Source organism: Neisseria sp. CCUG17229 (genome assembly GCF_047839235.1).
Taxonomy (GTDB): Bacteria; Pseudomonadota; Gammaproteobacteria; order Burkholderiales; family Neisseriaceae; genus Neisseria; species Neisseria brasiliensis.
Window position 1 is genome coordinate 1628058 of sequence record NZ_CP181247.1, and the last position, 12879, is coordinate 1640936.

Below are 12879 nucleotides of genomic sequence, written 5' to 3' on the forward strand. Positions count from 1 at the left end.
ACCAGCCTGAAAGCCTTGCCAGTATTGAATTTGGTCGATTGCGTTAGATTGCATTAGACAAAAAAAATACCCCTAAAAGGGGTTGGGTGGTGCGGACGGAGAGACTCGAACTCTCACACCTCGCGGCGCCAGAACCTAAATCTGGTGCGTCTACCAATTTCGCCACGTCCGCAAACCAAGTAGCGGATTATACACACAATTAAAAAGCATGCAAAGCCTCCTGCCTTGAAAAAAGGTATAATCAGCATCATATCGAAATAAATTAACTTTAATGGCCGTCTGAAAAGCTTGGTTTTCCCTTTTCAGACGGCCTCGCTACTGTATCTTGAGGAATGGCATATGCCAAGATTATTAATTGAAGATTTTCTGCAAACACAAGGCTTAAAGCTGCCTGTGGATGACGTGTATGTTGCCTATACTGCGGCGCAGGCGGTGATTAACATGGGCAATGCCGCGATTGACCGCTCGGTATTGTGGCCGGAAAAAAACGGCTTTACGTTGGCGGAACACATCGAGCCAAATGCCGATAACGATGCTTTATTGAAACAAATTTTTATGGCTTTGGATTCTGTATACAGCCGCCAAGCCAATATCAAAAGCGCGGCAGTTTATGCGCACATGCCGTCTGAAACGCTAACACCGAAATTGGTTGTGCTGACCCAGCAAGGCTTAGGGCTGGAACCGCATTTGGATGTAAATGAAGACAACAGCCAAATCTATCTGGCTTCGCGCACGGCACAAAGTGGCTGGATGAATATCGCCAACGATATTGCCTACTGGCTGACTTTGGGCGAAATTTCGGGCGAACGCAATGCGGCCAGCAAGGCGCAAGTATCGGTGCCGATTTGTACGAAAAGCGGTGCAGTTTTAGGTGTGGTACATATTGAGTTTAACGATAAAGATCAAGCTGATGATGCGGCTTTAACCGAATGGACGGCCTTATCGCTGGCATTAAGCGAGCCGATGAAAGCGCTGTTGAATGTAGTAGAAGACGAGGAAGCGCAAGATGACTAAAGCAGTAAAATTCGTGGCTTCCTGCCGTCTGCCGACTGAATTCGGTGTGTTTACCATGCATGGCTTTGAAGAAGAAAGCGGCCAAGAACACGTGGCACTGGTGATGGGCGATGTTTCAGACGGCCTGCCCGTTTTGTCACGTATTCACTCGGAATGCTTGACCGGCGACGCCCTATTCTCGCAAAAATGTGATTGCGGTCCACAATTGCAGGCAGCCATGCAGGCAGTGCAGCAAGAAGGCCGCGGCGTGATTGTTTATTTGCGCCAAGAAGGCCGAGGCATCGGCTTGATCAACAAAATCCGTGCCTACCAATTGCAAGACCAAGGCCGTGACACCGTAGAAGCCAATGTCGAACTCGGTCTACCGGTCGATGCACGTGACTTCACTTTGGCCAAAAGCATTTACGATCACTTAGGCGTACATGAAGTGAAGCTGTTGACCAATAACCCAGAAAAAGTCAAAACGCTGCAAAAAGCTGATATTAATGTGGTGGCGCGCATTCCGTTACAGGTTGGTGAAAATGTTGAAAACGAACGCTATCTGCACACAAAAGCGGATAAATTAGGTCATTTTCTTTATGAAAAATCCTAATCACACACAGGCCGTCTGAAAATTTTTATTTTAGTTTCAATGACCTGGCAAACAAGCCGCATAAATCACTTGCGCATAATGCGGATATTTGGTTTAATTCGGCTTCTCGGGTGATTAGCTCAGTTGGTAGAGCGTCTGCCTTACAAGCAGAATGTCGGCGGTTCGACTCCGTCATCACCCACCAAGTTTCTTGCAGTTGTGGCAACACAATTGCTTGCGCGGTGGTAGCTCAGTTGGTTAGAGTACCGGCCTGTCACGCCGGGGGTCGCGGGTTCGAGCCCCGTCCGCCGCGCCAAGATTAAAAAGCACTGATTCATATCAGTGCTTTTTTTATTTCTATTATCAGCTAAATCAAGCGGATAGAAATTTTTCCGCTTCATTCCCGACTGTTTCAGTCAGTTATTGCTATAATCTTTGCTCTTTCAAAACAACAATATCAAAGGTAGAAAATGAACACCCCTTTCATTCTTGCCGACACACGACCTTACCCTGAAACACCGGTTAAAAACAATCTCTTGCTGCACGCTTCCAACTTGGCACACAGCACATCTGCCGCGCAGCGCAAACTATCCGCCGAATCGTTGCAAACCGAAATCCGCGGCATGTTTCAGCAAAATTATTATTTGGGTTTGTCGGTGGCCATGAGCATGGTGGCCGATGCCGAAAGCTACAAAGTCTTGCTCGATAATATGACCACGGTTTTGAATGCCGAAAAAGACGAAGAAAGCCAATGGTTTGCCATGCCTTTGGTGTTGGTGGCTGGTTGCAATCAAGAACAAACCCTGCCTTTGAACGTACCAACTGCCGCATTGTTTGCCGTATTGGAAAACCATCCGCATTTGCGCGCATTCAATCAGGCCACATGGCTGCCGTTTCTCGTGCCGTCAACTGCATTGAGTGAAATCAATGCCGGACAATGGTTTGAAGCCAAACAAAACGCTGAAGCCGCTGCGCAATTTGCCGCTCAATTTACGCCGTCTGAATTGCAGATTCCTAGCGGCCAATCGGTGCATGTGGTGTTTGCCTTGGGCTACGGCGACAAAAAACTGCAAGAATCGCTCAATCAAAACCTGTTAAAAGCCGGTTTGCCGCTAATGCAGGTATGGCAGGAAGCCCTCACCCAACCGGGCTTAACCTTATTCGTCAATCCCCTGTCGCCTGATGCGCCGCTGTCTGCACTGACAACCGGCAGCCACATGCGCCAACGCATGGCGATGGACGTTTTCGCCACTAACGCCATCCGTGCCATCCGCATGCAAAGCCCGCGCGTGGGTGTAGTGGTTGCCGCTAAAGCCGGCGGGCTGATTCAATTCGGTTTTAACGCCACCGACAGCGCGTTTGAAATTGCTCCACAAGTTTATACTTGGACCTTGTCGCCGACCGACAACATTGCCGTTATCCAGCAAAATTTCTTGGATTTAATGGCCGAATGCCGCGTGGAACATGTTTATATGCTGCATGATGTGGTGCCGGAAAACAGCGAATTGCCGACCTACGCGCAAGCCTTAAAATTATCAGGCCATAACCCGTTTTTCGCGGAATAATCATGAAAACATACCATATTTTATTCGTGTGTCTCGGCAACATCTGCCGCTCGCCGATGGGTGAATTCGTGTTGCGCCACCGCGCTGAAGAAGCCGGTGTCAGCCACCGCATTCACACCGACAGCGCCGGCACTTCCGGCTGGCACGACGGTGAAAATATGCACCAAGGCACGCGGCAAATGCTGGCGCAACAAGGCATGGATAACACCGGTTTTACCAGCAGCAAAGTCAAACGCAACGACATCGACCATTACGATTATATTCTGGCGATGGACGACAACAACTTGCGTGATTTGGAAAAGCTTTTTGGTAAGCATCCTGAAAAATTATTCAAGCTGACCGATTTGATCCCCGAGAGTGGTTACGACCATGTGCCCGACCCGTGGTACACCGGCGATTTTGACGAAACCTTCCGCTTGGTCGATTCGGCCAGCATGGCTTTATTGAAGAAGCTGGATTTGGTTTAAAGATTTAACATCAAGGGTTTCCATACAACGAGGCCGTCTGAAAAGTTTGAATGATTCAAAACTTTTCAGACGGCCTTTTTTTCGTGGTTTTAAGTATTTCATATGTTCAGACGACCATTATCCACTTTAAAGGCCGCCTGAAACTTCTTCCACCAAATTCAAACACACTCGCTTCAAAATTTTATCCACTTCTTTCTGCGTGCGCGTGAGTGCATGTTTGGCCGAAGTCGCCAAAAACAGGCGACTGACGAATTGCGGCGATTCAATCGGAATCACCTGAATCGATTCTTTATAGTTCATCAAATCAATCGAATATTTCGACAAAATCGAATAGCCCATACCCTCTGCCACCAGTTGCAGCATGGTTTCTACGCTGTCAATTTCCATCACGATATTGGGCATAAGATTGTGCCGTGCCATTTCCTGCTCGACCAACAGGCGGAAGGTATTGGGCACGGAAGGCAGTATCAGCGGCAAGGCGGCCAAATGTTCGGCGTTGATCGGCGTGTCGGCATTGAGCAGATGATCGTTTTTCGGTGCCATCAGATACAGCCGCTCTTCATACAGCAATTGCGTTTCCACATCGGCTGAATAGGCAGGGTTATACAGCAGCGCCATGTCGATTTTGCCTTGCTGCAAACGGTCTTGCAGCTGTGCGCTCAAGCCTTCGGTGATGCGCAATTGCGCATCGGGCAGGTGTTGGCGAAACTCACGGATAATCGGCAGCGACAATAATTTGGCAATCGTCGGCGGTAAGCCCAGCGTGATGTGGCCGCTGAGTTTGCCGCTGTTCAAACTCAAGTCTTCCTGAATCATTTCAATCTGCTGCAAAATCACGCCGCAGTGTTCCAGCAAAATTCTGCCCGGCTCGGTAAGAGAAACGCCGCGTCCGTGGCGGTTGAGCAGGTTTTGCCTTAATTCGGTTTCCAGTAGACGGATTTGGCGGCTCAATACCGGTTGCGCCACGCCCAAAATGTCGGCGGCACGGGTATAGCTGCCTTGTTGCGCCACCTGCTGAAAATATCGTAACTGTTTCAAATCCATAACTTTTTCTCAATCTCTAATTATTGGTTTTATGATATTAATTATCTTATCGTCGTTTAAAATAGAAATCAGACAAGGCGACAGCGACCGCCGTGTACAAGTAGTACATCAGGAAAGCTGTCAACGCTGTGTCATTTTATTCTAAACGACTATAGCATAGCTCGCCTTTGCAATTATACTATTTTGATATAGCTGATAGTCGCTTCAACGCCTTTCCAAACATTTCTTTACCTATAATAATCCACTACATACCACTACATTACAAAGGATTCGAAATGGCTGCCCAAACCGCTGTCCCTGCCATGCTGATGCGTGGCGGTAGTTCTAAAGGCCTGTTTTTCGCCGCTGCCGATTTACCCGCCGATGAAGCGACCCGCAATCAAGTGTTGCTCGCGGCCATGGGTTCGCCCGATCCGCGCCAAGTTGATGGTGCCGGCGGTGCGCACCCTCTAACCAGCAAAGTGGGCGTGGTGTCTTTGAGCGAGCAAGAAGGCGTGGATTTGGAATTTTTGTTTGCCCAATTGCAGCCCAAAAACGATATTGTCGATACCAAGCCCAACTGCGGCAATATGCTGGCGGCAGTGGTGCCGTTTGCTTTGGAAAAAGGCTTGATTCAGGCGCAAGGCGATGAAACGACCGTGCGCGTGCTGACCTTGAACACCGGCATGTTGAGCGACATCACCGTTGAAACGCCCGACGGCATCATCAATTACGACGGCGATGCCAAAATTGACGGCGTACCCGGCACCTCCGCCCCCATCCGCATCCGTTTCTTAGACACCGAAGGCTCGGTAGCCGGCAGCCTTTTGCCGACCGGTAACACCAGCGACGTGTTCGACATTGAAGGTTTCGGCCAATTGGAAGCCACCTGCATCGACAACGGTATGCCGATGATTTTGGTGCGCGCCACCGATGTAAAGCGCACAGCCTATGAGAGCGTGGAACAATTAAACAACGATGACGAACTCAAAGCCATTTTGGAAAAGCTGCGCCTGACTGCATCTTTAAAAATGGGTTTGAGCGATGTTTCTGCCAAAAACTATCCGAAAATGTGCCTGCTGAATGCCCCTGTTGACGGCGGCGCGGTACACACCCGCTGCTTCATTCCGCATGTTTGCCACGAAGCCATCGGCGTATTGGCAGCCGTCACCATCGCCACCGCCTGCGTGATGAAAAACAGTGTGGCCGACGGTTTGGCCGTAGCCGACAATCCGGCTTCGCTTTCCATCGAACACCCAAGCGGCGAGTTCAGCGTGGCCTTGGAAACCGACGGCAATGGTAAGGTCAACGGCGCGGCTTTAATCCGCACCGCCCGCAACATCATGCGCGGCGAAGTGATGGTTCCGGCACGCGTTTGGGATGGCAATAAATGATAACAAGGCCGTCTGAAATCAGCATCTGGCTTTTTCAGATGGCTTTTTCAGACGGCCTTAGTTGCAATATTCAAAAATAAACAACCACTCAATACAGATTAGGTTTATGATTCTATTTTTTCAGACGGCCTGAAGATTATAAAGGCTGAGGCCTTTGCAAAATCTTCAGATTTGAGCACAGTTCGAAGTTATAGCAGCACAGAAAGCGCAGATATATCATAAAGATAGGCAAGCTTTCGAGCAGCGCATAACGAAGAAATGTGCCAAAGATGAAGATTTTGCAAAGGACTCAGGCCGTCTGAAAAATCCATAACAACCGTATTTCACTCAAATAAACAGGAGAAGCTTCATGAACATTAACGGCTTGACCCAAGTCATTGCCCACATCGGCTACCCCACTCAAACCTTCAAATCGCCGATGATTTACAACCCTTATTTCGAAGCGGCCGACATCAATGCGCTGGTGGTGCCGTTTTCTTCACAAGCGCCGGTTTATCCTGATTTTCTGAAAAGCGTGTTCACCTGCGAAAACGTCATCGGCGCGCTGGTCACCATGCCGCACAAAGTCACCACCATTGATTTGGTTGACCGCCTGACACCGACCGCGCAAATCGCCGGTTCGTGCAATGCCGTGCGCCGCGGTGCCGACGGCAAACTGGAAGGCGATATGTTCGACGGCGAAGGTTTTGTGCGCGGTGTGCGCCGCAAAGGTTTTGCACCGGAAGGCAAAGCGGCTTTGGTCGTCGGCAGCGGTGGCGTGGGCTGCGCGATTGCGGCCTCTTTGGCGGCAGCGGGCGTGGCGCGTTTGGCTTTGTTTGATGTCAACGCAGCCGCCGCCGAAGCATTAGCAGGCCGTCTGAAACAGCACTATGCCGATTTAATCGTCGAAACCGGCAGCAATGATCCGCAAGGCTTTGATTTGGTGGTGAATGCCACACCGATGGGCATGTATGAAGGCGACCCGATGCCGGTTGATGTGGCGCGTATTGCGCCGGAAGCCTTTGTCGGCGATGTGGTGCTGCAAAGCGAAATCACCGCATTTTTGGCCGCCGCCCAAGCCAAAGGCTGCGTGATTCAAGTCGGCACCGATATGCTGTTTGAACAAATTCCGGTTTACTTGGAATACTTCAACCTGCCGACCACGACTGCCGAACACCTGCGCGAAGTGGCACGTATTCAGTATTAATGGTTTCAGACGGCCTCTTACCTCAAGGCCGTCTGAAATTAATGTAACTCAGCTTGATAAGAAAAACGCGATTAATAAGGAGAAACCAAATGTCGCAAAATCATGAAATCAATGTCCGCGAGCTACTCGACAGCCGTGGCGTGAGTACCTACCAGAAATTGGTGATTTTCCTCTGCTTCCTGATTGTGGTCATGGACGGCTTCGATGTGGTGATTATGGGCTTCGTCGGCCCAAGCCTGAAAGAAGCTTGGAATTTGTCCAACAACGATTTGGCGCCGGTATTGAGTGCCGCCCTCTTCGGCCTGACCTTCGGCGCACTGACAGCCGGCCCGTTGGGTGACCGCTTTGGCCGCCGCAAAGTATTGATTGTAAGCGTGTTTATTTTCGGTTTATTCACGCTGCTGGTGGCGTTTGCCACACAAATTTGGCACATGATTGTGTTCCGCTTCATCGCCGGTTTTGCCATGGGCGGCATTATGCCGATGGTGGCGACCTTGGCCAAAGAATATTCACCTGAACACCGCAGCTCGCTGTTGGTGACCATCGTGTTTGCCGGTTTCACCGTCGGCGCGGCTGGCGGCGGCTTCTTGGCAGCGTGGATGATTCCACAATGGGGCTGGCCGAGCGTATTCTGGTTTGGCGGTATCGTACCGATTCTGTTGAGCCTGTTTATGATTTTCAAATTGCCGGAATCGCTGGCGTATATGGTGCACAAAGGTGCCGACCGTCAAGAAATCCGCAAAATCGTGGAGCAATGCGCCCCGGGCAGCACCACTGAGCAATCGACTTTCTTCATTCCTAAACCGCAAACGGTGCAAAGCAATGAAAACCCGATTAAAACCGTGTTGAACCATCACTACGCCAAAGGCACCTTGCTGCTGTGGGTGATTTACTTCAGCCATTTGTTCTTGGTGTACCTGTTGGGCAGCTGGATGCCGACCATGATTAAAGAATCCGGCATGACTGCGGCGCAAGCATCGATTATTTCTGCTATGTTCCAATTGGGCGGCCCGTTGGGTTCGATTATGCTGGGCTGGTTTATGGACCGCTTCGAGTCACACCGCGTCTTGGCGCTCTCTTACGTCAGCGGCGCAGTAGTATTGGTGTTCATGAGCAGCTTGGGTGCGGAATATCTGCTGTTGTGTATCACCTCGTTCTACATCGGTGCAGCGTTTAACGGCGGCGGCACCGGCATGAACGCCTTGTCGAGCAACTTCTTCCCATTGAGCGCCCGCGCGACCGGCAACAGCTGGATGCACGGTATCGGCCGCACCGGTGCGATTATTTCCGCATTTGCCGGCGCATGGATGTTGAATGCAAGCTGGAATTTCTCAACCGTGGCGATGGCTTTGACCGTACCGGCTCTGCTGATTGCCGTGTCGTTGACCATCAAATACATCTTGTATCGCAACCAACCGAGCGCTGAAGTTTGAGCGTGTTGAAATAAGTCGTTAAAATAGGCCGTCTGAAACATTCTGAACTGTCCCCCAATTCTTGGACAAATTAAAAATCTTTCTCAAACAGCCTGTTCAAGCTGGGTCCTGTAAGCCACAGGACTCAGCTTTTTTAAATTCAAACTAATACGTTCATAATTGTAGTAACGTATGTAATCATCTATCACTTTGGTCAACTCTGCCACCGATAACACACCTTCCTGATAGAAGCTTTCCACTTTTAATGTCCCGAAGAAACTCTCCATCGGTGCATTGTCCCAGCAATTCCCTTTGCGCGACATGCTCTGCACAATGCCTTTCTCCGCCAGCTTTTCCCGATAAGCCTGAGTTCGGTAAAGCACACCTTGGTCAGAATGCAGCAGCGGGGTCTGCCCTTTCAGACGGCCGAATGCCTTATCCAGCATCTGCATGACCATCTTGCTGTCCGGCTTTCTACTGAGCTCATAAGCCACAATCTCACGATTGAATACATCCAATATCGGCGATAAGTACAGTTTGCCGTCGGTGCATTTAAACTCGGTCACATCGGTCAACCATTTATCTCCCGCTTTATCAGCAGTGAATGCACGCTTAAGGATGTTTTTCGACGTCTCTCCTATAACTTGCGGACGATAGGATTTTTTGTTGCGCACTTTGGCTTTCAAACCCAATAATCCCATAATACGCTGCACTTTCTTTTTATTCCACGATAATACAGCTCCAATCCGCCGTTGGCCGTAGCGACCTTTGTGTTGGTGATAAACTTCACTCACCGCCGCTTTGGCTTCCATATCGGGATCGGATTTACCGATGTGGTAGTAGAAACTGCTTTTGGGTATGCCGGCACTGTGCAACAAGTATTTCAGCAGGTGCTTCGCCCTCAGCGTTTGAACGGTTTCGCAACTTTGGTGGCGTTCTTTTCGTTGAGGGCTTTCATGTGCTTTAGGTAGTCGATCTCCGCCCTCATGTAGCGTAACTCTTCAATCAGCTCTGCCTGAGTTTTTTCATGGTCGGGTTTGTCGACGATAAAGGGATTGTTGCGTTTGGTCTGCGTAGTCTTCATAAGCGTAGCCTGTGGGTGCTGAAGTGCGGCTATACCGCCTTGACGGTAGGCGGCAATCCAACGGCGCAGGTGGGTGCGTGAGACGTTGAAATGGTCTGCGGTACGCTGTTGGCTGTGCACTTGATGGTAATGGAGTACGGCTCGGTATTTGAAGTCTAGTGTATATTTGGACATAAGAAAACTGCACCTTTTTAAGTTGGGGGGAAGTGTCCAACTTTTGGGGTGCAGTTCATTCTTTTCAGACGGCCTTTCCACACGGTTATGCCTAAATGGCAAACCCAGCATATTTTCCCGAATCACCCACGCCGCCCACGCGGCCAACGGAGCCACATCATGAAACATTGTATCGCCACCGTATCTTTAAGCGGCACCCTGCCCGAGAAGCTGCAAGCCATTGCCGCCGTCGGCTTTGAAGGCGTGGAAATTTTTGAAAACGATTTGCTGTATTTCAACGGCTCGCCTGCCGACATCCGCAAAATGTGCGAAGACCTGAATCTCGAAATCATGCTGTTTCAGCCGTTTCGCGATTTTGAAGGCGGTGCGCGTGACAAATTGGCGCAACAGCTCAACCGTGCCGAGCGCAAATTTGAATTGATGGCGCAACTGGGCACCGACCGCCTGCTCGTGTGCAGCAACGTTTTGCCCAACACCAGCACCGACGATGCCCTGATTGCCGATGATTTGCACAAGCTGGCCGAAATCGCCGCCAAACACAATATGCAAGTCGGCTACGAAGCCTTGGCTTGGGGCAAACACGTTTCGTCTTACCGCCACGCGTGGGATTTGGTGAAACAAGTCGATCACCCGAATTTGGGCATTATTCTCGACAGCTTCCACACCCTTTCCATTAACGATGATTTAAGCCGTCTGAAAGAAATTCCGCCGGAAAAAATCGTGTTCCTGCAATTGGCCGATGCGCCGCTGATGAAAATGGATGTACTCGAGTGGAGCCGCCATTACCGCAATTTCCCCGGCCAAGGCGATTTGGACGTGGCCGCGTTTCTCACGCCGATTATTGCCAACGGCTACACCGGCCCCTTGTCGCTGGAAGTGTTCAACGACAAATTCCGCGCTGCGCCGGGCGTATCGACCACATCCGATGCCATCCGCTCGCTGCTGTATTTGGAAGAACAAGTCGCAGGCCGTCTGAAACAGCAAAACCTGACCGTATCGGCCGAATTGTTCACCCCACCTGCCGCGCCTGAATTTCAGGATACCGATTTCGTCGAATTTGCTGTCAACGATGCCAGCGCCCAGCGTTTGGACAACATCCTGCGCCAATTCGGCTTCCAAAAAACCGGCTTACACAAAAGCAAAAACGTTTCGCTCTACCAACACGGCGGCGTGAACCTGATTCTCAACGCCGAGCCGGATTCTTTGGCCGATGCGTTTTTTAACGTACACGGCACATCGGTCTGCGCGGCAGCGTATAAAGTCAGCGATGCCGAAGCCATGTATCAGCGTGCCATCGAATACGGCAATATTTTCTATCAAGGCAAAGTCGGCCCGAACGAGCGCCATGTGCACGCCATCCGTTCGCCCAATGGCGGTTTGCAGTATTTTGTCGACAGCGACATTTACAGCGTCGATTTCCACAAAACCAAATTCCAAGGAGAGCCGAAACTCAGCCGCATCGACCACACCGCTTATGGCGTACCCAACGACATGATGGATCGCTGGACGCTGCATTTCTCCGCCTTATTCGGTTTCGACATCGAAAACGACTTAACCCTGCCCGACCCTTACGGCCTGATGAAAAGCCGCGTGTTGCGTAACCAAAACGGCCAAATCCGCCTGCCGTTGAATATTTCCGACAACCAAAACACTTTGGTATCGCGCTCAATGGCCAACTACAAAGGCGCCGGCCTGCAACACATCGCCTTTGCCAGCGACGATATTTTTGAAACCGTGGCCTTTATGCGTCAAAACGGCGCCAACCTGCTCGACATCCCGCAAAACTACTACAACGATTTGCAGGCGCGATTCGGTTTGGCCGACGATTTCATCGAACGTTTGCGCGAACATCATTTGCTCTACGATGCCGACGGCAACGGCGGTGAATTCCTGCACGCTTATTCGCAATTGATTGAAAACCGCTTTTTCTTTGAAATCTGTGAACGTCGCGGCGGCTACGATCAATACGGCGCGGCCAACGCCCCTGTGCGGTTGGTGGCGCAGGATTTGTATTGGAAACAGCATCATGAATAATGTCCGCTGGATATAAGCGCAATCAAAAATGCCGTCTGAACGTTTTTCACGTTCAGACGGCATTTTTTTAAATAATTCACTTAAACGCGTAAAGCCGCCGCTTTTTCCAATACCTGCTCGGTCGCCGCTTTCAAATAGCGCAAATAGCCTTCCAAGCCCAATTCGGCAAATTTCGGATTCGGCACTTCAATGCTCACCGGCATGTCTTCAGGCAGCAAGGCCACGCATTCGGCCAATTTGAAATCGCCTTCGCCCGGCACACCGCGCTTGGCACGCGATTCTTCAATCAAGCCCCCGCGCGTATCGGCGCGTTTGGCCAGCACACCGTCGCACAATTGAATCATATTGGCCAAATACGGCAAGGCAGGAATAATGTGTTCCGGCTCGCCGAATGCACGGTGGAAATGCAACGTATCAAACAATACCTGACAGCCGGTTTGCTCGGCCACATCCGCTGCTTCGGTTAAAAGTTTGACGGTTTGATAGGAAATCGGCTCTAAGGTAATGATGAGATTAGATTGTTTGGCATCGTCAACCAAGCGTCCCATCACATCGGTCGCGCGCGCCAAATCCGGATCGGTGATGGTTGCAGTCAGGCTTTGCGCACCCAATTGCGCGGCGGCTTCCAGCATAGGCAGCCAAACATCGGGCGTAACGTGTTCATCGATGGCTAAAAATTCGGTATCGACCACCTTCATGCCGGTGTCTTTCAAGGCCGCCAATACTTCTTTCATGCGCGGATTATTGTGCAGCAGATTCAGGTCTTTTTCGGTGGTAGTCACCGGACGGGTGCGCAGGCCGATGAAATCAAAACCCGTCTTCGCCGTGGCTTGAATAAAATCCACCGGCTCGGTGCCCAATACGCTCAAAGGCGCCATACCGATTAGGCGTTTGCTCATTGTTTGCTCCTTGGTAAAAATGGTTGTCAGGCCGTCTGAAGCTTCAGGCAGCCTCC

12 protein-coding genes and 3 tRNA genes are annotated in these 12879 nt (G+C 50.6%); 10 read left to right on the plus strand and 5 right to left on the minus strand.

Going from position 1 to position 12879, the window contains the following annotated elements; translation table 11 throughout:
• Positions 1–87 precede the first annotated feature (87 nt).
• Positions 88–172, minus strand: a tRNA-Leu gene (locus ACM67B_RS07785).
• Positions 173–339: 167 nt separating this feature from the next.
• Here ACM67B_RS07785 and ACM67B_RS07790 point away from each other — a divergent pair.
• The 6 genes from ACM67B_RS07790 to ACM67B_RS07815 all read left to right on the plus strand — a co-directional run bounded on the left by ACM67B_RS07790 (position 340) and on the right by ACM67B_RS07815 (position 3617).
• A complete protein-coding gene (locus ACM67B_RS07790; RefSeq protein WP_416189141.1) occupies positions 340–1014 on the plus strand; it encodes a hypothetical protein in 675 nt (224 codons plus the stop codon).
• Entirely contained in the window at positions 1007–1606 is a 600-nt protein-coding gene (gene ribA, locus ACM67B_RS07795) for a GTP cyclohydrolase II (protein ID WP_095502083.1), read from the plus strand. The genes ACM67B_RS07790 and ribA overlap by 8 nt, the downstream gene beginning before the upstream one ends.
• A gap of 108 nt (positions 1607–1714) precedes the next feature.
• A tRNA-Val gene (locus ACM67B_RS07800) sits at positions 1715–1790 on the plus strand.
• A 34-nt stretch (positions 1791–1824) separates the two neighbouring features.
• Positions 1825–1901 (plus strand) — tRNA-Asp (locus ACM67B_RS07805).
• Positions 1902–2055: 154 nt separating this feature from the next.
• Positions 2056–3150, plus strand: coding sequence for a conjugal transfer protein (locus ACM67B_RS07810; protein WP_416189142.1), 1095 nt, complete (start codon positions 2056–2058; stop codon positions 3148–3150).
• A gap of 2 nt (positions 3151–3152) precedes the next feature.
• Positions 3153–3617 (plus strand): low molecular weight protein-tyrosine-phosphatase, encoded by a 465-nt coding sequence (locus ACM67B_RS07815; protein WP_416189143.1) that lies wholly within the window; start codon positions 3153–3155, stop codon positions 3615–3617.
• 126 nt (positions 3618–3743) lie between these two features.
• Here the strand turns inward: ACM67B_RS07815 and ACM67B_RS07820 are convergent, their stop codons facing one another.
• Positions 3744–4661 carry a LysR family transcriptional regulator gene (locus ACM67B_RS07820; protein WP_416189144.1) on the minus strand — a complete coding sequence of 306 codons (918 nt, stop codon included), beginning with the start codon at positions 4659–4661 and terminating at the stop codon, positions 3744–3746.
• Between the two features lie 275 nt (positions 4662–4936).
• Here ACM67B_RS07820 and ACM67B_RS07825 point away from each other — a divergent pair, with 275 nt between their 5' ends.
• The 3 genes from ACM67B_RS07825 (at position 4937) to ACM67B_RS07835 (ending at position 8653) form a co-directional block, all read left to right on the plus strand.
• A complete protein-coding gene (locus ACM67B_RS07825; protein WP_416189145.1) occupies positions 4937–6034 on the plus strand; it encodes a 4-oxalomesaconate tautomerase in 1098 nt (365 codons plus the stop codon).
• Positions 6035–6383: 349 nt separating this feature from the next.
• Positions 6384–7220, plus strand: coding sequence for a shikimate dehydrogenase family protein (locus tag ACM67B_RS07830; RefSeq protein WP_416189146.1), 837 nt, complete (start codon positions 6384–6386; stop codon positions 7218–7220).
• Positions 7221–7309: 89 nt separating this feature from the next.
• Complete coding sequence (locus tag ACM67B_RS07835) at positions 7310–8653, plus strand: MFS transporter (protein ID WP_416189147.1); 1344 nt, start codon at positions 7310–7312, stop codon at positions 8651–8653.
• Between the two features lie 83 nt (positions 8654–8736).
• Here ACM67B_RS07835 and ACM67B_RS07840 read toward each other — a convergent pair whose 3' ends face one another.
• Both ACM67B_RS07840 and ACM67B_RS07845 read right to left on the minus strand, forming a co-directional pair.
• Positions 8737–9510: an IS3 family transposase gene (locus ACM67B_RS07840; RefSeq protein ID WP_416188878.1), complete on the minus strand. Its 774-nt coding sequence runs from the start codon at positions 9508–9510 to the stop codon at positions 8737–8739.
• A 23-nt stretch (positions 9511–9533) separates the two neighbouring features.
• A complete protein-coding gene (locus ACM67B_RS07845; protein ID WP_416188879.1) occupies positions 9534–9890 on the minus strand; it encodes a helix-turn-helix domain-containing protein in 357 nt (118 codons plus the stop codon).
• An 87-nt stretch (positions 9891–9977) separates the two neighbouring features.
• On the opposite strand from ACM67B_RS07845, the gene ACM67B_RS07850 reads away from it, so the two are divergent.
• Positions 9978–11924 carry a bifunctional sugar phosphate isomerase/epimerase/4-hydroxyphenylpyruvate dioxygenase family protein gene (locus ACM67B_RS07850; protein WP_416189148.1) on the plus strand — a complete coding sequence of 649 codons (1947 nt, stop codon included), beginning with the start codon at positions 9978–9980 and terminating at the stop codon, positions 11922–11924.
• A gap of 80 nt (positions 11925–12004) precedes the next feature.
• Here ACM67B_RS07850 and ACM67B_RS07855 read toward each other — a convergent pair whose 3' ends face one another.
• The gene (locus ACM67B_RS07855) at positions 12005–12823 is read right to left on the minus strand and encodes a sugar phosphate isomerase/epimerase family protein (RefSeq protein WP_416189149.1); all 819 of its coding nucleotides are present in this window, start codon (positions 12821–12823) and stop codon (positions 12005–12007) included.
• Positions 12824–12879 lie beyond the last annotated feature (56 nt).

What these genes read in the sequence shown, in the direction of transcription:
- ACM67B_RS07790 (WP_416189141.1), top strand. Translation starts at nt 340, where the DNA reads ATGCCAAGATTATTAATTGAAGATTTTCTGCAAACACAAGGCTTAAAG.
- ribA (WP_095502083.1), top strand. Translation starts at nt 1,007, where the DNA reads ATGACTAAAGCAGTAAAATTCGTGGCTTCCTGCCGTCTGCCGACTGAA.
- ACM67B_RS07810 (WP_416189142.1), top strand. Translation starts at nt 2,056, where the DNA reads ATGAACACCCCTTTCATTCTTGCCGACACACGACCTTACCCTGAAACA.
- ACM67B_RS07815 (WP_416189143.1), top strand. Translation starts at nt 3,153, where the DNA reads ATGAAAACATACCATATTTTATTCGTGTGTCTCGGCAACATCTGCCGC.
- ACM67B_RS07820 (WP_416189144.1), bottom strand. Translation starts at nt 4,661, where the DNA reads ATGGATTTGAAACAGTTACGATATTTTCAGCAGGTGGCGCAACAAGGC.
- ACM67B_RS07825 (WP_416189145.1), top strand. Translation starts at nt 4,937, where the DNA reads ATGGCTGCCCAAACCGCTGTCCCTGCCATGCTGATGCGTGGCGGTAGT.
- ACM67B_RS07830 (WP_416189146.1), top strand. Translation starts at nt 6,384, where the DNA reads ATGAACATTAACGGCTTGACCCAAGTCATTGCCCACATCGGCTACCCC.
- ACM67B_RS07835 (WP_416189147.1), top strand. Translation starts at nt 7,310, where the DNA reads ATGTCGCAAAATCATGAAATCAATGTCCGCGAGCTACTCGACAGCCGT.
- ACM67B_RS07845 (WP_416188879.1), bottom strand. Translation starts at nt 9,890, where the DNA reads ATGTCCAAATATACACTAGACTTCAAATACCGAGCCGTACTCCATTAC.
- ACM67B_RS07850 (WP_416189148.1), top strand. Translation starts at nt 9,978, where the DNA reads ATGCCTAAATGGCAAACCCAGCATATTTTCCCGAATCACCCACGCCGC.
- ACM67B_RS07855 (WP_416189149.1), bottom strand. Translation starts at nt 12,823, where the DNA reads ATGAGCAAACGCCTAATCGGTATGGCGCCTTTGAGCGTATTGGGCACC.